A 17,794-nucleotide genomic window follows, 5' to 3' on the forward strand; every position below is an offset into this window, starting at 1 on the left:
TGTCCCACAGCTGAGAAGTCGGGGCCCGGATGAGTAGCTGGTCGCCAGAGGTGGACGGGGTGTTGGAGGCGTCGGGTTGGACGCCTGGGCGGAAGGTGGACACGGCTCGCTGTCGATCCATGTTCGAAGTGATCGGGCGCCGTCTCTAGCCGCTCGGCGAGCTGGACCACGGCCGATTCTTCCTGGGCATCGATGAAGCGGGCGTGATCTATCTCGTAGAGGCCTGGGCGGCCAGCTTCGGACCGGTGCCTCACGCCATGGAGAACTTGGTTCTCGGCGTGGCCCCTCGCCGCATCGATCAGAGGTACAGCCCAGCGGGACGGCTGGCCTGGAGTGCCGTCGCGAGGGCATCCAGGGGCTCGTCACAGGACGATCTTGGGTGCCCCTCGTTGTGGTCTCTGGCGGCACGCCTTGGCCTCGATCGCGGTGAGTCTTGCTCAGCCGCTGGTACACAGAAAGAATCGCGGCATGTCCAGCGACCGTCTCATGCGCATCCACAGCGCCGAGTTCCAGGCCATGGCCGAGAGGGTCCTGCGGGTCACCGAGCTCACCTCCCGCCTGAACGTCCTGCCTTTCGATGACGAGGCGGGCAAGGCGGAACTGTTCGAACAGATCCTCGGCAAGCCACTGCCGCCGAGAGCCACGATCTATCCGCCCTTCTACACGGACCACGGCCTGAACCTCGACCTCGCCGAACGCGTCTTCATCAACCAGAACTGCACGTTCCTGGACTATGCAGGCATCCGCCTCGGCGAGCGCGTGATGATCGGGCCGAAGGTCACGTTCATCACCAGTGGCCACCCGGTTGATCCCGAGGAGCGGCGGCTCTACCTCACCGGCGCACCCATCGACGTCGCGGAGAACGTGTGGATCGGCGCCGGCGCCACCATCCTGCCCGGCGTCAGCATCGGCCGTGACGCCGTGGTCGCCGCCGGTGCAGTCGTGGCCGACGACGTTCCACCCGCAAGCCTGGTGACCGGCAGCAAGGCGACCGTGCACCGAAAGTGGTGACGGCCTTCGCCGCCCCGCCGAGCCCGACTGCGGGCAGCCAGACGACGCCTTGGAATTAATCAGCTAGGGCGCGGATGGTGCCCAGCATCAGGTTCGGCGCTGAGGGCGACGGGGCGATGCCGCCGAGGTCGCCTCGGCGTTGGTTCCCGTGGGATCTGCGATGCGGTCGAGCCACTCGACAAGCAACAGGCGTTCGGGCTCGCTGAGCATCTCCAGGTGGGGGGCGTGGGCGCGGAGGGCGACGGCCGAGGTGAGGGGGCCGTCGGGTGTCCGGGCGGGGGCGTCGGTCAGGATGCGGCCGAGGACGGCGTCCATCATCGCCTCGCCCAGAGCAGGGTCCCGTTGCTCCTGCGCGGTGGCCAGCAGGGTCTGAACAGTTCCGACACCGGCTGCCTGGATGAGGTCGACCGCGTGCGGTTCGGGGACCCGGAGTCGCCCGGCCGCCGCCAGTCGGCGTACGCGTGTCTCCAGGATCTCCTTGCCCCTGCGGGCGGCAGGCGAGTCGCGTACGCGTTCGGGGTCACTCAGCAGCCGGAAGATCGCCGGGTTGGCCAGGCCGAACTCGATCTGCTTGTGCCAGCTCGCGCGCAGGTCGTCCAGCGGGTCCACGTCGGTCGCCGCGGCGGCCGCGACACTGGCGGCCTTGTCCGAGACGAACGCGGCCATGACGTGCTCGGCCACCGCCTCCAGCAGGCCGTCCTTGTCACCGAACAGGCGGTAGATGGTCGGGGCCTGGACACCGGCGCGCTCGGCGACGCCGCGGGTGGTGACCGCGCCGGGCCCCTTCTCGCGCAGCAGCGAAGCGGCGGCGTCGACGATCGCCGCCCGTGTGTCCGTCCGGCTGGTCCTGACCGCATCACCCATGAATCAAAGATAGCAACGGTTTGCTATCGGCGATATCCGGGGTTACCGTGAGGATGATTCCAGCGATAACAGAAGGAGCGGATCAATGATAATCGTGACCGGTGCGACCGGAGCCCTCAACGGCGCTACCGTCGACCACCTGCTCGACCGCCTGCCCGCGAGCGAGATCGCGATCGTGGCGCGCGACACCGCGAAAGCGGAGCACTTCGCCCGGCAGGGAGTCGAGGTCCGGTACGGCGACTACGCGGCCCCGGACTCCCTGCCCAAGGCGTTCGCGGGCGCCGATCAGCTGCTGCTCGTCTCCTCCAACGACCCGACCGCAGACGCAACCGCGCTGCACCGCGCGGCTGTGCACGCCGCAGTCGAGGCCGGCGCGAAGCGGATCCTCTACACCAGCCACCAGGCCGCCGCACCGGACAACCCGTTCGCCCCTGGACGGGACCACTTCGCGACCGAACAGATCCTGGCCGCCTCCGGCACCCCGTGGACGTCACTGCGTAACGGCTTCTACGCCCACAGCCTCCAGTGGCTCGCCGGACCGTGGCGCGAGACGGGCGTCATCGCCGTGCCCGGCGACGGACCGGTCTCCTGGACCGCCCGCGGCGACGCCGCTGAGGCGGCGGCACTGATCCTCGCCACTCCCGGCGCCCACGAGGGCCCGGTGACCCTGACCGCACCCGAGGCCCCCACCTTCGCCGAACTCGCCGACATCGCGTCCGAACTGTCGGGACGCACCATCCGCTACCAGCAGATGGACGAGAGCGACTGGATCGCGGCACAGGGCGCCGCCGGACAGCCCGAGCACATGACCCATTTCCTGCTGGGCTTCTACCGAGCCGCGCAGGCCGGCTTCTTCTCCGGCACCGACCCCCTCCTCGGCGAACTTCTCGGCCGCCGCCCGGCCACCGCACGCGACGCCCTGGCCGCACCCCAGTAGCCGACGCGGTCCATATCCCGCAGGGGGGACGGGTGTTCCCTGCCGCCGCGCCGAGGTCACGGGTGCTCCTGGTGCACTGCACTGCACGGTCGGGCGATCGATGGCGCCATCAGGATCGGGCGGGTTCCGGCCCCCCGCCAGCGGTCATCGGCCACAGGCGGGCGATGCGGCTGCGCGGTACGCGGTACGCGCGCCATGGGGAAAGCCGTCCGCCCGGAAGAATGAGCCGGACGGCACGGGCTGCTGTCCTGCGCAGGGGGCCGAGGGGTCCGAGCACTGTCGCATCGGTGTACCGTCACGCCCCGCGCGGGTCGGAAGGCGCACCTCCCACCCGGTGTCCCTGGTCCGCGCCGGCGAGCAGTTCGAAAATGGCATCCCGGTCCAGCGGTCCAAGGCGGTGGCATGAATCTTCACGACATCCTGCGGAACCCGGACGAGCACGTCCGCTTCGCGGCCTGCATCGATGAGTTGCAGCAGGTCGCCGACGCTGACGAGATCGACCTGGTCATCCGTGTCCTCGCCGATCCGGATCGGACGATGGCCCAGTCCGCCGTACTGCGGCACCTGGGCCATCGAGCCGCCGACCTCTGTCCCGGCCCTGCCTACGAGGGGTGGGCGCAGGCGATGACCCAGGCAACGATCGATCCCCCCTTCCTGACCCGGCGCCTGGGGGAGTGGTCGCTCTTGCGCGCCATCACCCTCAAGCTGCCCTGGCAGCCGGACGACCTGCTCACGTCATCGAACTGGCTCCAACTCAAGACGGCCGGCGGGGCGAACGCCGAGGCCGTCAAGCTCCTCGCCGAAGGTGGCCGCACCAAGCGGATCCGCAACGCGGCCAGGATCGGCCTCACCCGCCACATTGAGTGAAATCAGCTCGCCCACAACTCCCCACCTCTTACTGACTGGCGGTGCCGACTACTGGCTGGCGGTGTCGACTGTGCCGAGTGCTGCTGGCCGCACCCACCTGCGGCGGCACCGAACCTGACCCCTCGCGCCGCCCTGCTCCTCAACGGTGTCCGGGCAAGGTGCGAGGCGCCGTCCGGTACGCCCCCGCGGCGGGCGCCCGCCCACCGTTCTCTGCGCACAGCGTTGACGCGTCCCCGCCACATGGCTACGTTCCCCTCGAACTCGCCCTTCTTGGCACCTCCGCACCCCACTCCACAACCGGAGAGCACGCCACATCAGAGTGACAACGTTGTCAGACCCCTGTACCAGCCTTTCCGCCCTCTGCTGGGGCCTTCTCGACCCCACCGGAAGGCGCATACGAGGAGGCACAAAGGACATGAGACGCCCCTTACGGTCATCCGCCGCCCTCGGCACCGGCATCCTGGCTGCCGGCGCGCTCGCGGTGGCCCAACTGACCGTTCCCGCAGTCGCGGCACCCCGTCCCGCGGCCCTGGTCACCGCGCCGGCCACCCTGGTCAACCCCTTCATCGGGACCTCCAACCAGGCCAACGACTTCCCCGGCGCCGACGCGCCGTTCGGCATGGTGCAGTGGAGCCCGGACACCCCCTCGCGGCCGCCCGGCGGCGGCTACGAGTACAACGACAAGTCGATCACCGGCTTCAGCCTGACCCACATCGCCGGGCCCGGCTGCGGAGCGGCGGGCGACGTGCCGGTGCTGCCCGGCGTCGGCGCCGTCGACACCAAGGCGAGCGTCGGCTTCAGCCACGCCAACGAGTCGGCGTCTGCGGGCAGCTACAAGGTGGCCCTCGACAACAAGGTCACCACTGAACTGACGGCGACCAAGCGCAGCGGCATGGCCCGCTTCTCGTTCCCCTCCACCACCCAGGCCAACCTGGTCTTCAAACTCACCGGAAGCCAGAACGGCGCGAGCAACACGCAGTTCACCAAGGTCTCCGACACCGAGGTCAGCGGGCAGGTGACCAGCGGCCGCTTCTGCGGCGCGGGCAACACCTACACCGTCTACTTCGACATGGTCTTCGACCAGCCCTTCACCACCAGCGGCACCCCGGCCGCCACGGCGACCCTGCGCGACAAGGCCGACAAGGGCGCGAGTAAGAACGCCGCGGAGAAGGCGAACCACCCCGTCCTGCACGGCGCCCCCGCGAAGAGCGCCACCCCGGGCGCGGCGGCCGGCCCCCAGGCCGCCGTGAACAACGGCTACGTCACCTTCGACGCCACCAAGCACCCCGTGGTCCAGGCGAAGGTCGGCGTCTCCTACGTCTCCGTCGCCGGCGCCAAGGCCAACCGCACCGCGGAGAACCCCGGCTGGGACTTCGACGCCACCCGCAACGCGGCCCAGGGCGCCTGGAACACCGAGCTGGGACGGGTGCAGATCGGCGGCGGCACGGCCGCCCAGCAGCAGCAGTTCTACACCGCGCTCTACCACTCGCTGCTGCACCCGAACGTGATCAGTGACACCGACGGGCAGTACCCCGGTTTCGACGGCAAGGCCCACACCGTGGACTCCGGCCACCAGGCCGCCTACGGCAACTACTCCGGCTGGGACATCTACCGCTCCCAGGCGCAGCTCGAGGCCCTGGTGGACCCACAGGCCGCCTCCGACACCGCCCAGTCCATGCTCGACGACTACCGGCAGACCGGCATCTTCCCCAAGTGGTCGGAGAACAACGGCGAGTCCTACGTCATGGTCGGCGACCCCGCCGCCGCGATCATCGCCGACTACCACGCCTTCGGCGCCCGGCAGTTCGACACCGCCGAGACGCTGCGCGCACTGGTCGCCCAGGCGTCCAAGGCGAACAACGACCGCCCGGGCCTGAACTACCTCGATTCTCCCGGCTACATGCCGCACAACGGCAGCTACGGCTGCTGCAACTTCTACGGGCCGGTCGCCACGACGCTGGAGTACGACACCGCGGACTTCGCCCTCTCCGCCTTCGCCGGCGCGCTCGGCGACAGCGCCAACCAGTCCACGTACGCGACGCGCGCGCAGAACTGGCGCAACGTCCTCAACCCGGCCTCCGGCTTCGTCCAGCCGCGCAACGCCGACGGCACCTGGACGGGCGGGTTCGACCCGACCAGCGGCACGGACATGGTCGAGGCGGACTCCTGGATCTACACCGGCATGGTGCCCTTCAACGTGCGCGACCTGGCGCGCGCCAAGGGCGGCAACACCGCGATGAACCACTATCTGGACACCGTCCTGCGCAGCTACACCGGCGCCAACGGCTACGCCTGGGTCGGCAACGAGCCCAGCATCGAACTGCCCTGGGAGTACGACTACACCGGTCAGCCCTGGAAGACGCAGGGCACCGTCCGCGCCATCCAGCAGCAGATCTGGTCCGCCACTCCCGGCGGCCTGGCCGACGGCAACGACGATCTGGGGGCCATGAGCGCCTGGTACGTCTTCTCCGCGCTCGGCATGTACCCGCAGACGCCGGGCACCGCCGACCTGGCGCTGGGCTCGCCGCTCTTCCCGCAGGCCGTCATCACCCTGCCCTCCGGCAAGAAGCTGACCGTCAACGGCAACGGCGCCGCCGACAACGCCCCCTACGTGCAGTCCGCGGCCTGGAACGGCTCGGCGTGGAACAACGCCTACGCGCCCACGTCCGCCCTGACCGCGGGCGGGACCCTGGACTTCACCCTCGGCACCGCCGCCAACACCGGCTGGGCCGCCGGAAGTTCGGCGGCACCGCCGTCGTACGGGGGCGGTACGTCGTCGCCTTCCATCCCGCGCGTCGGGCCCATCGTCTCCGGTGTCACCGCCTCCGGTGGCGGCAAGCTGTGCGTCGACGTCGCCAACTCGGGCACGGCCGACGGCACCGCCACCCAGATGTGGGCCTGCAACGCCACCTACGCCCAGGACTGGACGGTCGCCTCGGACGGCTCGCTGCGCTCGCTCGGCAAGTGCCTGGACGTGGACAACGGCGGCACCGCGAACGGCACCAAGGTCAGGCTGTGGACCTGCAACGGCACGGGAAGCCAGCAGTGGCGGGCCGGAACGAACAACTCGCTGGTCAACCCGCAGTCCGCCCTCTGCCTGGACGACCCCGGCAGCTCCGCCGCGGGCGGTACCCAGCTCCAGCTCTACAGCTGCAACGGAAGCGGCGCCCAGAACTGGACCCTCCCGACCACCGCACAGTCCCTGAACAGGAAGGCGGCAGCCGAACCGTCCGGCGCACCGGCCTGGAAGCCGGGCCACAGCCCGACCTCGGAACCGAAGGCCACGGCACGGCGGTGAACCACGCGCCCTGATTCCGAGCCCTCACCTGTCCGGCCGCCTCCCTCCCCGGGGCGGCCTGGCAGAGGGTCTTGATGAATCAGGCCCTCGCGTGTGCCGCCCTCCCGCGAGTTCACGCCCCGCGAGCCGAGGCCTGCTCAGTCCGTGCCGGCCTCGGCTCGCGCGGCGGCGGCCGCCACGGCGGCACGGTGACGTCGCCACCGCACGAGCTGAACCGTGGCGTTGGGGAGCCCGCTCACGGCGACGGCGAACATCAGCCAGGGTTGCCATCCGGGTGCGCTGTCGTCGAAGAACGAGAGCACCGCGCACGCCAGTACGAAAGGCAGCAGGGCCCAGCACATGATCATGGCCGCGCGGGTCCAGCGGGCCTGTGTCGGGGGAAGCGGATACGTCCCTGCTGACTCGTCCATGCTTCTCGACTACCCGTCAGAGGGCGGCAGTTACCCCAGGTCGGACATGTCCAGGACGAAGCGGTAGCGAACGTCGTTGCGGCGCAGGCGGTCCAGTGCCGTGTTGACCTGCGCCGAGGGCAGGACCTCGACGTCGGCGACGATTCCGTTGTCGGCGCAGAAGCGGAGCATCTCGGCCGTCCCGGGACGGCCTCCGCTGCCGGACGAGCTGAGCTTCTTGCGGCCCATGAGCAGGTCGGTGGCCTCGATCGTCACCTGGCCCAGGTAGCCGACCAGGCTGAGGGTGCCGTCCGTCGCGACCGTCCTCAGATACGGGGCGAGGTCGTGGGGCGCGGAGACGGTGTCGATGACGACGTCGAAGGTGTCCCTGACCTCTGCCATCCGCTGCTCGTCGGTGGAGTCGACGAAGGAGTGCGCGCCGAGCCGCAGCGCGTCGTCGCGCTTGCCGTCGCCGCGGCTGATGACGGTGGTGGTGGCGCCGAGCGCCACGGCCATCTTGACCGCGAGGTGGCCCAGGCCGCCGAGGCCGGCCACGGCGACCCGGTTGTCCGGGCCCACGCGGAGCGCGCGCAGGGGCTCCCAGACGGTGACTCCCGCGCACAGCAGCGGAGCCGCCGCGGCCGGGTCCAGGCCGGCGGGAAGGGCGTAGGCGAACCCCTCGCGCACGACGTACTCGCGGGAGTAGGCGCCCAGCGTGGTCGACCCGTCGACGCGATCCGTGCCGCCGTACGTCAGCGTCGGGAAGGAGCGGCAGTAGTTCTCCTGGCCGGCCACGCACATGGCGCACGTGCCGCAGGAGTCGACGATGTTGCCGACGGCGACGCCGTCCCCGACCGAGAAGGCGGTCACCTCGGCTCCGGTCCCGGTCACCACGCCCGTGAATTCGTGGCCCGGCACCAGCGGCGCACCGGCGTGTTCGTCGTGGGTGCGCAAGGCGTGCACATCGCTGTGGCAGACACCGCAGAAGTCCACGCGTACGGCGATGTCGTCCGGTCGCAGTTCGCGGCGCGTCAGTTGCGTGCGGGCCACGGTCTCCGGTCCGGTCGCTCGCCATCCGGTTGTCGTGCGCATCGTGACCTCTTTCAAACAGACTGTTCGGTCTATTGCACGGTAGCGCCGCGCACCCACCGAGGCAAACCAACCGTTCTGTTGCGTATGATCGGGGCATGCCGGAACAGCCCCAGACCGCACGAGGCGCGGCGACGTACGGACGCATCGTGGACGCCGCCACCGAGGAGTTCGCCCAGCACGGGATCGCGGGGGCGCGTATCGAGCGCATCGTGAAGGCCGCTCGTACCAACAAGGCTCAGCTCTACGCCTACTTCGGCGACAAGGAGCAGCTCTTCGACGCGATCTTCCTCAGTTCGCTGGAGCGCATCACCAACGTCGTCCCCATCGACGCCGACGACCTCGCGGACTGGGCCGTGCGTCTCTACGACGAGTATCTGCGGCGCCCCGATCTGATCCGGCTGGCGACCTGGACGCGGCTGGAGCGGCGGCCCGAGGGGCATCTCGTCGACCGGCACGGGCAGTACGACGACCGCAAGCTGACGGCCATCACCGAGGCGCAGGCGGCCGGGCGGGTCCGAGCGGGCGATCCGTTCGACATCATGGCCATGGTGATCGCGATGTCCATGGCGTGGTCCCCGGTCAGCAACGTCTACGCCGCCGGCGCCAAAGAACCGGACACCGCCCACGAGCGGCGCCGCGCGCTGCTGCGGGAGTGCGTCCGAGGGGCTGTCGGCGCCACGGCCTGAGCGGTGTGTGGGTCTACGCGGCTGACATCTCCGCATAAGGGCCGGCGACTTCACGTTCCGCGAAGGGGCATGTCAGGTGGACGGTCCACCAGTTCCCCGTATCCCGTTGCAGCCGACTGTCCTGCGAACCAGCATGGCGTCATGAAGCGGCCAAGGCAGATCATCGAGTGCGGAGACTTCATTCTGCGGCGTTGGCGGGGGCAGAACGACTTCGCTCCGGCATTCAAGTTGATCGAGGAGTCTCTGGACCACTTGCGCCCCTGGGAGTCGTGGGTCTCCCGCCACAGTGCGAAGAGCACCCGCGAGTTCCTCGCGACTTCGGAGTCGAAGTGGATAAGCGGTGATGTGTACAACTACGCCATCTCAAAGGACGGCGCTCTCATCGGCATGTGCCAGACCTACCGCGCGGCCGAGCCCCAAGGTCGCCGCATGGGCTATTGGTTGCACCCTGCCGCCACTGGCCAGGGCATAGCCACCAGGGCAACGGCGGCCTTGGTCGCCGAGATGTTCACCCTGCCGCACGTGGAGTACCTGGAAATCGCACACGACCTGTCCAACATCTCCAGTGCCGCGATACCGCGCCGGTTGGGTTTCACCGAAATCCTGCGTGAACAGGGAATGCAGCCCGCAGCTCCCTCCGGCAGCGGGATCATCGTGGTCTGGCGGCTCAATCGTCCTACCCCGCCTGTTGAGGCCCCCCGCCCATAACCATTCGAACCCGGCCCGTCGACACTCCTGCCTCTTCGGCACCGGCAGTGCTGATTCCCGGTACGAAGAAATAGACCCTGCGTACACATGGTGACAGAGCGTCACGGAATGAATGCGTAAAGATTTGGGTGCGTGGCGCGGGGCAATGCGATCAATTCCGGGTGTAGGGCCTCGTAAGATTTCGCCAACGCAAAAGGGAGTCCCCTCGGCGTCAGGCCTAGGAACCTGCCGATGCGAACTCCCTGCGCGGCCCTCACCATCCGGAATTCAAACCCAACGGAGATGCCGTTTTGCAACAGCTTAGCAACACTCGACCGTCCGTTCCGGGACGACTGGCCCGCGCAGTGTTCCGCCTCCGCGAATGGCGGCTGAAGAACGGGCGGTCGGTCATCGACGAGATGGTGCGTGGCGCCGCCTACAGCGCCGGGTCTGCGGCGGTGAGCCTTCTGGTCGTCTGGCTGCAGCATCACATCTGAAGAGGGCGGTGGCGCGGTCTCCGGAAAAGCGAAACGGAACACCCCCTGGCCGGTGCCGAGCCGGTGCCACACACAGCCGGGCTGTTGGACCACCCGACGAGCGACCTGTGGGCACCCCTCGAATTCAAGTGACGTCACAGGCCGGCCTGATTAGCGTTCACCGCATGACCTCCGTGGACGGCTTCACCGGCGACCCGCCCGCCGTGATCGTCACCTCTCTGGACAACGCAGCCGTCGGCGTGCGGCTCAGCGATCGGCAGTCGTTCGACGATGACGCCGTGCACTACGTGGCCGAGGCCTGGTCTCCGGGCCTGGCTGCTCGCGTCGACGAGGTCGTGGCATGGATCTGGGACGCTGATCTTGCGGCCTTCCTCACCGAGTTGGCCGCGGACTATCGGGGCTGGGAGGGGGAGCGCACCTGGAAGACGCACGACGGGGACTTGGCGGTGTCGGCCGTCTTCATGCCCACCGGCCGCGTCGCGCTGACATGGACGTTGCGTCCCTGGCCCGACATCGCGGGCGGATGGACCGCTTCGGTGACGAGCTGCCCGGAGGCCGGGGAACAGATGTCCTCTCTGGCGGCCGACGTCCGGCACTTTTTCGCCAGGGAGTCGCAGTGACCTCCGGTATGCGCCTCACCTTGACGTTGGGGGCACACGGGTGGGCCGACTGGACTCTCGAGGGCCGGCAGGCGAACGCGGAGCTCACCGCGTCTCGTCAGCAACGCGCCCGAAGAGTTCTTGACGGCGGTGGCCCGGCTCGTCGCCGGCGAGACGGAGACGCGCGCGCAGTTCGAGGCCGAGCCGACGGCCTGCCGCTGCGACAACAAGGGCACCAAGGTCTGGTCGGCCCGGGCTTCCGTCGACACGGTTGCCCGAGCGTGATCCGCTGCTTCGGCGAGGTGGCTCGGTTCTACGGAGAGAGCGGCTACCGCGGCACATGGGGCGAGCACTTCCCTCGCGCCGAGCTCGAAGCCCTCAGACGCCTCTGGCATGCGCGCCGTCGCAGCGATGACGCATAACCGGTGCGACGGCAGTCCGCATGATCAGTCCGAGCACATCTACGGCCGGCCCGCGTTCCCTGCCAGGGCCCTCTCCCGTACGTGGCCGTGCAGGTGCTCCGTGCAGGTCGAGCCCGTCCTGGCGCCACAGGGCGAAGCAGGAGAACGCTGCTGACCAGGTGGGGAGGTCATGAGGCACCCTCCGGCTACAAGAGCCGGGGGCGCCGGTCGCCGACCGGCTCGGTCAGTGCCCACGCTTGCGCTCGTTCATCCGGTGGCTTCCGCCGAGCGGAGCAGCTCTGCCAGCGTTGTGTAGGAGTGGTCCCACGTCCATTCCGTCTGGACCCAGTGGCGGCCCTTGGCACCCATCACGTGGGCGAGTTCGGGGTTGAGCAGGAGTCTGATCAGACGGTCCGCGGTGGCCGCCACCGAGCGCCCGTCGACGACATGGCCCGTCTCGCCGTCGCGTACCGCGTCGGGGGCGCCGCCTGAGTCACCCGCCAGGACGGGCAGTCCTGATGCGGCGGCTTCCAGGTAGACGATGCCCAGGCCCTCCACTTCCAGGCCGCGTCTACGGGTGCGGCAGGGCATGGCGAAGGCGTCAGCGGCGGCGTAGAAGGAGGGGAGTGCGCGGTGCGGATGGCCACCGGCGAAGACCACCGAGTCCAATACCCCTTCATCCAGGGCCACTTGACGCAGGCCGGGAGCGTACGGACCGTCGCCGACCAGGAGGAGCATGGCGTCCGGGACCGCCCTGCGGATCCAGGGCAGCGCCCGGATCAGAGTGTCCTGGCCCTTGCGCCGGACCAGCCGGGCCGTGCACAGGATCACCGGGCGGCGGCCCAAGCCGTAGCGCGCCCGCACCGGGCCGCCGTCCAGGCCGGGGCGGAACGCTGTGGTGTCCACACCGGGGACCAGGCGTGCGGTGCGGGTACCGGGAGCCAGGGCCGCCTCGATCGGACGGCGGGTGCTCGTACCGAGCCAGGTGAGCGCGTCGGTCTGCGTGCCGATACGGCGCAGCAGCGTCCTGGCCCCGGGAGTCCGGGCCCACCAGGCTTCGTGGCCGTGCGTGGTGGCGACGGCGGTGCGGATGTCCGTAGTCCGCCGCAGTCGGTCCGCCATCAGACCGAGCGGCGCCGCCGCGCCGAACCACACCCGCTCGCAGTCGTATCGGCGGGCTACGGATGCGGCGTGCGCGGTCGCCCGTGGAGTGGGCAGGAGAGTGCGTACCCGGTGACGGATCACCGGGTACGGGAAGGACTCGTCCGGTGCCGGTTGTGCCGTGGCCGTCCGTGGCGATGAGGTGAAGACGACCACTTGGCCGGGCGGGAACCGGTCGGCCAGTTCACGGACGAACGTCTCGATGCCGCCCTGCCGGGGCGGGAAGTCATTGGTGACGATCAGCGTGCGCGGGCTGGAATGTCTCGTCATACGAGGGCCTTCTTCTGGGAGGGATCGACAGGCAGGGCAGGAGTGGTGCCGGCAGTGCGTTCGTACTGCGGCCTGCGGGACGCGAGCGCGCCGAGCACCAGCGGATAGACCAGGTAGCCGAAGCGGGTCGCGGGCATCAGGGCCGTCGCCAGGCCCAGACCGAGCGCAAGCCGGGCGGCCGCCGTACGAGTACCGACCGGCGGCCGCACCACCAGCGACACCGAAGTCAGCAGCGCGCTCGCCGCGAGGAGCGCAAGCGCGATCACCTTGCCGCCGGGGGCATAGGTGGCAAGCAGATGGCCGGGCAGCGGGCTGGCGGCGGGCGAAGCGGTGTCGGTGAGGCCCAGCGGGAAAGCGATGACGCTGCGGTAGAAGCCCTTTGGGCTGGCGAGGGTGAAGGGCAGCACTGCCGCCGTCGCGGTGGCCAGGGCCACGGCCCCGTACCGCAGTGCATACCTGTGGCCCCGACTTACCGCGATCAGCGCCAGCGCCACGGGCAGCGCGGGCCATGCCGTCCACTTGAGCGTGGCCGCGAAGCCGAGCACCAGGCCCGCACGGCCCGGCCGCCCCTGCCCGGCGAGCACGACGCCCAGGCACATCAGGCCGACCACCGGCAGGTCGATCCCGCCCACTGCGAGCGGCAGCGCGATCAGTGGGCAGGCGAGCAGCCAGGCACGGGACAGGCCGGCCGCAGCGAGGGTCGCGGCGAAGGCGCTGCCCGTCCACCAGCGCACATCGCCGGGGAGCACACCGAAGAGCGCCATCCCGGGCAGGTAGGGGTTGAAATCGGCAACGACCGTGGGGTTTGACACGTACGGGTTCCCGGTGGTGAGGAGCAGCTGCCCCGACCGCTCGACGACCGCGATCTCCAACTGCCCGAGCCCTGCCGTCACCATCGAGACAAGCGGCACCACCACGGCCCCTGCCACCGCGACCATCCGTGCGGCGGGGCGGGAGCGCACACTGCACGCCAGTATGGCCGCGACCGCGTAACCCGCGGCTGCCAGCGCTCCCCAGACCCGGTGCGGCCTCAGGTCCGAGGACAGGGCGAGTGCCAGTGCAACGATCGCGTACCCGGCCCACACACATCGCTCGTCGCGTACGTACCGGATGTGCCGCCCGTACGGTTCAAGACGCTTCGTCATGCTCGTCGACGCTAGGAACCCGCAGGCCGGGGGTCGTCAACCGAGACTCCGCACCTTGAACTCAACCCGTGGCATGACGTCCGCCCTCAGGCTCAACCCGTGCGGTGACGCGCGCGGCCGCGTCGGCACGGACCATGGAGGCATGCGTCCGTCCCTTCAACAGCGGCTCCGCGCCTGGACAGCCTCACCCGCCTACCCCTGGGCCACCGGCGGTGCCCTGACAGTCGGTGCCGTGGCCGAACTGATCGCCTATCCCGGATCCCTGACCACCGTGATCGGTGTGCTTGTCTCCTCCGCCTCGCTGATGTGGCGGCGCTCCTTCCCGCCCGTCGCGGTGGTGACGGTCGCCGCAGGGCTGCTGGGGTTCGCCGGGGATGTCAGCCTGTACGTTTCGACCATGGCCAGCGGGCTGATCGGCTTCTACACCCTGGGCCGATACCGTGTGTGCCACCCGGCGTTGACCGTCGTGGGCGGGGCGCTGGGGGCCGTGTGCGTGAACCTGGTGCACATCCGGACCTGGTCGCGGATGAACCTGCCAGTGCCGCCGCTGTGGCAGAAGGACTCACTCAGCTTGTTCGCCGAGTCCTTCCTGTTGACCGTGGTCATCTTCGCCGCCGTGATGATGGGCGACGCGGTCCGCTCCCGCGAGCAGAGCCGTCATGAACGAGACCTGGCACAGTCCCAGTTGATCGCGATGGAACGGCAGCAGGCCGCGGAGGCAGAGCGGGCCGCCATCGCCCGCGAGCTGCATGACATCGTCTCGCATGCGGTGTCGATGATCGCCGTTCAGGCCGAGAGCGCCACCTACGCCACCCCCGGACTCACTCCCGAGGCCCGCGACGGCTTCCAGCAGATCGCCGGCACTGCCCGCTCTTCCATGGCCGAACTCCGCCGCCTCCTCGGAGTTCTGCGCACTCCGCAGGCCCAGGGGGACGTGATTCTCACTGCCCCGCAGCCGACCCTCGATCATCTCGCCGAACTGATCGAGCAGCACCGGGCGGTGGGTGGCGAAGCCGAGCTGAAGATCACCGGGGAACGGGTGTCGCTGCCCGCGGCGTGGGAATTGTCCGCCTATCGGATCACCCAGGAGGCGCTGACCAACGCACGCAAGCACGCGCCCGGTGCCCGTACCGTGGTGGAGATCGACTACGGCACCAAACAGCTGCTCACCCTGCGCGTCCACGACAATGGTCCGGGCCCTGAGCCCGGCCCGGGCTCAGGTGCGGGCCACGGTCTGAGCGGGATGCGCGAGCGGGCCGCCCTGGTCGGCGGCCGGCTCAGCGTGGGCGCGGGACCGGGCGGAGGTTTCCTGGTGGAGGCGGAGCTCCCCTGGGGCGTCGGGTGAACAGCACAGAGTCGGGTGAACAGCACAGAGAAGGAGTTGTGTGTGATCAGGGCACTGGTCGCCGACGACCAGGCGGTCGTCCGCACCGGCTTTGTCAACCTCCTCAACACTCAGGAGGACATCGAGGTCGTCGGCGAAGCCGAAGACGGTGAACAGGCCGTGCGCATCGCCGCCAAGACGCGGCCCGATCTTGCCCTCCTCGACATTCGGATGCCGCACAAGAACGGCATCGAGGCGGCCCGCGAGATTCTCGCCGCATCCGACGGCGCGACGAAGGTCCTGATGCTGACGACCTTCGGGCTCGACGAGTACGTGTACGACGCCCTCGCGGCCGGGGCGGGCGGCTTCCTCCTCAAGGACGCCACCTTTCCCGAACTGCTGCACGCGGTGCGGGTGGTGGCCGCCGGGAACGCACTGCTCTCGCCCGAGATCACCAAGCGGGTGATCGGCGAGTTCGTGCACGCGCGGACCTCACGGCTGCCGGTCCACTCCGCAGGGGAGCTCACGGCACGTGAGGCAGAGGTGCTCACCTTGATCGCCCGGGGGCTGTCCAATGCGGAGATCGCGGGCCGACTCACGATCACGGATCACACCGTGAAGACCCATATCAACCGGATGTTCGCGAAACTGGAGCTGCGGGACCGGGCACAAGCCGTCATCGCGGCCTACGAGTTGGGCCTGGTGCGGGCGGGAGGCGGCGCCGGCTGAGGAGGACCTCGCGCATGCCGTCATGAACGCTCAGCCGGAACTGACCGTCCCTCAGTTGCAATCGCACGGACTCCGGCGCCCGGTCGACATCACCCTGCTGTGGTCCCACATGCCTCCAGGCCGATCCGCTCCTGAGAGCCGCGGTCCGCCTGACGGGAGAGCAGGCGGCCACCGGAACCCACGACGCCACGCCCTACCAGTCCTCGGCGAAGGTGATGGCGGAATGCCTGCGCGACGCCCGGAACGCCCATGAACTGTAAGCCGGCGTGGACCCCGACAAGCTGGGCGAGTTCGTCACCGAAGCCTGTTCCGGCATGCGGATGTTCTTCTCCGTGGCCAGCGGCCGCGACGACCTCACCTGATGTCGCGCCGCACGTCGTCGGGAGTGAACGAGGACGAAGCGGATACGTTTCCGGCATGCGCCGACACGATCTGATCATTGTGGGAGCGGGCACCGGCAACGCCCTCGTCGACGAACGGTTCGCCCACCTCGACGTCGCCCTGGTGTCCGAAGGCCCCTTCGGAGGAACCTGCCTGAACGCGGGCTGCATTCCCAGCAAGATGCTCGCCGCCACCGCCGACACGGTGGACACCGTCCGGGACGCCGCGCGTTTCGACGTCAGTGCTCACCTCCACGGTGTGGACTGGCGGGCCGTTCGCGAGCGCGTCTTCGGCCGCCTGGACGAGGCGGCCCGCGAGGGCGAGGCGGGCCGCCGGAAGACCGAGCACATCACGGTGTACCGCGGCGCGGCCCGCTTCACCGGTCCTCGCCGGCTGGCGGTGGAGACCGCGGACGGGACCGAGGAGATCGAGGCCGACCGGGTCGTCATCGCCGCGGGCGGCCGGCCGGTCGTCCCTCCGGTGGTCGAGGAGGCCGGGCTGCCCTACGAGACCTCTGACACGATCATGCGCGTCGACGAGGTGCCCGATCGGCTCGTCGTCCTCGGCGGTGGCTACATCGCCGCAGAGCTGGCCCACGTCTTCCACTCGTTCGGCAGCCGGGTCGTGGTGGTCGAGCAGTCGGACCTGCTGCTGGGACAGCAGCAGGACGAACAGATCTCGCGAACCTTCACCGACACCGTACGCGCCCGGTGGGACCTGCGTCTGGGCCGTGAACTGACCGCCGTCCGCGGGGAACCGGGCGCACTCCTGCTCACCCTGGACGACGGCGCGCAGCTGGAGGCGGACACGCTGCTGGTCGCGACCGGGCGACGGCCCAACAGCGACCGGCTGGACCTGGGCGCGGCCGGTGTCGACACCGAGGACGACGGCCGGATCATCGTCGACGAGCGGATGCGCACCAGCGCCGAAGGGGTCTGGGCCCTGGGCGACATCTGCTCACCGGTTCCGCTCAAGCACGTCGCCAACCGCGAGGCGGAGATCGTCGCCCACAACCTCCTCCACCCCGGCGCGGAACGCACCATGCGCTACGACGCGGTGCCCTCGGCCGTCTTCACCCACCCCCAGATCGCCCAGGTGGGCCTCACCGAGCAGGAGGCTCGCGAGAAGGGCCTCGACCACGTGGTCGCGGTCCACGACTACGCGGACGTGGCCTACGGCTGGGCACTGGAGGAGACCCGGGGCTTCTGCAAGGTGCTCGCCGACCGGCGCACCGGACGCCTGCTGGGCGGCCACATCCTCGGCCCGCAGGCGGCCACGCTGGTGCAGCCCCTGGTCATCGCCCTCACGACCGGCATGACCGCGCGGCAGTTGGCCGAGCAGCCCCTGTGGATCCACCCCGCCCTCACCGAGGTCGTCGAGAACGCCCTGCGGGACCTGGACACCGAAGAAGCCTGAACGGCCGGGGGGACAGGCGGGCGGCGCCCCTGCCGGACGC

The 17,794-nt window shown here is 69.7% G+C and carries 16 protein-coding genes; 11 read left to right on the forward strand and 5 right to left on the reverse strand.

Annotation, left to right across the window (positions count from 1 at the left end; genetic code table 11):
• The first annotated feature begins 468 nt into the window (after nt 1-468).
• A complete protein-coding gene (locus tag ABT127_RS19165) occupies nt 469-1,011 on the forward strand; it encodes a DapH/DapD/GlmU-related protein (protein WP_351451123.1) in 543 nt (180 codons plus the stop codon).
• 87 nt (nt 1,012-1,098) lie between these two features.
• Here the strand turns inward: ABT127_RS19165 and ABT127_RS19170 are convergent, their stop codons facing one another.
• The gene (locus tag ABT127_RS19170) at nt 1,099-1,875 is read right to left on the reverse strand and encodes a TetR/AcrR family transcriptional regulator (protein WP_351451126.1); all 777 of its coding nucleotides are present in this window, start codon (nt 1,873-1,875) and stop codon (nt 1,099-1,101) included.
• Between the two features lie 85 nt (nt 1,876-1,960).
• Between ABT127_RS19170 and ABT127_RS19175 the strand changes: the two genes are divergently transcribed.
• From ABT127_RS19175 to ABT127_RS19185, 3 genes are all read left to right on the forward strand, one after another.
• On the forward strand, nt 1,961-2,812 hold the full coding sequence (locus ABT127_RS19175) for an SDR family oxidoreductase (protein ID WP_351451128.1): 852 nt from the start codon (nt 1,961-1,963) through the stop codon (nt 2,810-2,812).
• 402 nt (nt 2,813-3,214) lie between these two features.
• Nucleotides 3,215-3,679, forward strand: a complete 465-nt coding sequence (locus tag ABT127_RS19180) for a hypothetical protein (protein ID WP_351451130.1) — start codon at nt 3,215-3,217, stop codon at nt 3,677-3,679.
• 415 nt (nt 3,680-4,094) lie between these two features.
• Nucleotides 4,095-6,977 carry a lectin gene (locus ABT127_RS19185; protein WP_351451133.1) on the forward strand — a complete coding sequence of 961 codons (2,883 nt, stop codon included), beginning with the start codon at nt 4,095-4,097 and terminating at the stop codon, nt 6,975-6,977.
• Between the two features lie 137 nt (nt 6,978-7,114).
• Here the strand turns inward: ABT127_RS19185 and ABT127_RS19190 are convergent, their stop codons facing one another.
• A complete protein-coding gene (locus ABT127_RS19190; RefSeq protein WP_351451136.1) occupies nt 7,115-7,387 on the reverse strand; it encodes a hypothetical protein in 273 nt (90 codons plus the stop codon).
• A gap of 30 nt (nt 7,388-7,417) precedes the next feature.
• A complete protein-coding gene (locus ABT127_RS19195; protein ID WP_351451138.1) occupies nt 7,418-8,458 on the reverse strand; it encodes an NAD(P)-dependent alcohol dehydrogenase in 1,041 nt (346 codons plus the stop codon).
• Nucleotides 8,459-8,553: 95 nt separating this feature from the next.
• Here ABT127_RS19195 and ABT127_RS19200 point away from each other — a divergent pair, with 95 nt between their 5' ends.
• The 4 genes from ABT127_RS19200 to ABT127_RS19215 all read left to right on the forward strand — a co-directional run bounded on the left by ABT127_RS19200 (nt 8,554) and on the right by ABT127_RS19215 (nt 11,212).
• Entirely contained in the window at nt 8,554-9,144 is a 591-nt protein-coding gene (locus ABT127_RS19200) for a TetR/AcrR family transcriptional regulator (protein WP_351451140.1), read from the forward strand.
• Between the two features lie 141 nt (nt 9,145-9,285).
• A complete protein-coding gene (locus ABT127_RS19205) occupies nt 9,286-9,852 on the forward strand; it encodes a GNAT family N-acetyltransferase (protein WP_351451142.1) in 567 nt (188 codons plus the stop codon).
• A 640-nt stretch (nt 9,853-10,492) separates the two neighbouring features.
• A complete protein-coding gene (locus ABT127_RS19210; protein ID WP_351451145.1) occupies nt 10,493-10,948 on the forward strand; it encodes a DUF6228 family protein in 456 nt (151 codons plus the stop codon).
• Between the two features lie 129 nt (nt 10,949-11,077).
• The gene (locus ABT127_RS19215; RefSeq protein WP_351451148.1) at nt 11,078-11,212 is read left to right on the forward strand and encodes a hypothetical protein; all 135 of its coding nucleotides are present in this window, start codon (nt 11,078-11,080) and stop codon (nt 11,210-11,212) included.
• Nucleotides 11,213-11,595: 383 nt separating this feature from the next.
• On the opposite strand, the gene ABT127_RS19220 is transcribed toward ABT127_RS19215, so the two are convergent.
• Both ABT127_RS19220 and ABT127_RS19225 read right to left on the reverse strand, forming a co-directional pair.
• Entirely contained in the window at nt 11,596-12,759 is a 1,164-nt protein-coding gene (locus tag ABT127_RS19220; protein ID WP_351451150.1) for a glycosyltransferase family 4 protein, read from the reverse strand.
• Nucleotides 12,756-13,904, reverse strand: a complete 1,149-nt coding sequence (locus tag ABT127_RS19225; RefSeq protein ID WP_351451152.1) for a glycosyltransferase 87 family protein — start codon at nt 13,902-13,904, stop codon at nt 12,756-12,758. The genes ABT127_RS19220 and ABT127_RS19225 overlap by 4 nt, the downstream gene beginning before the upstream one ends.
• Before the next feature lie 142 nt (nt 13,905-14,046).
• On the opposite strand from ABT127_RS19225, the gene ABT127_RS19230 reads away from it, so the two are divergent.
• The 3 genes from ABT127_RS19230 to ABT127_RS19240 all read left to right on the forward strand — a co-directional run bounded on the left by ABT127_RS19230 (nt 14,047) and on the right by ABT127_RS19240 (nt 17,754).
• Entirely contained in the window at nt 14,047-15,249 is a 1,203-nt protein-coding gene (locus tag ABT127_RS19230) for a sensor histidine kinase (RefSeq protein WP_351451233.1), read from the forward strand.
• Nucleotides 15,250-15,291: 42 nt separating this feature from the next.
• Nucleotides 15,292-15,957, forward strand: coding sequence for a response regulator (locus ABT127_RS19235; protein WP_351451153.1), 666 nt, complete (start codon nt 15,292-15,294; stop codon nt 15,955-15,957).
• Between the two features lie 417 nt (nt 15,958-16,374).
• On the forward strand, nt 16,375-17,754 hold the full coding sequence (locus ABT127_RS19240) for a mycothione reductase (protein WP_351451154.1): 1,380 nt from the start codon (nt 16,375-16,377) through the stop codon (nt 17,752-17,754).
• Nucleotides 17,755-17,794: the final 40 nt, after the last annotated feature.

The sequence above is a fragment of the Streptomyces sp. NPDC001904 genome (assembly GCF_040297005.1).
GTDB lineage: Bacteria > Actinomycetota > Actinomycetes > Streptomycetales > Streptomycetaceae > Streptomyces.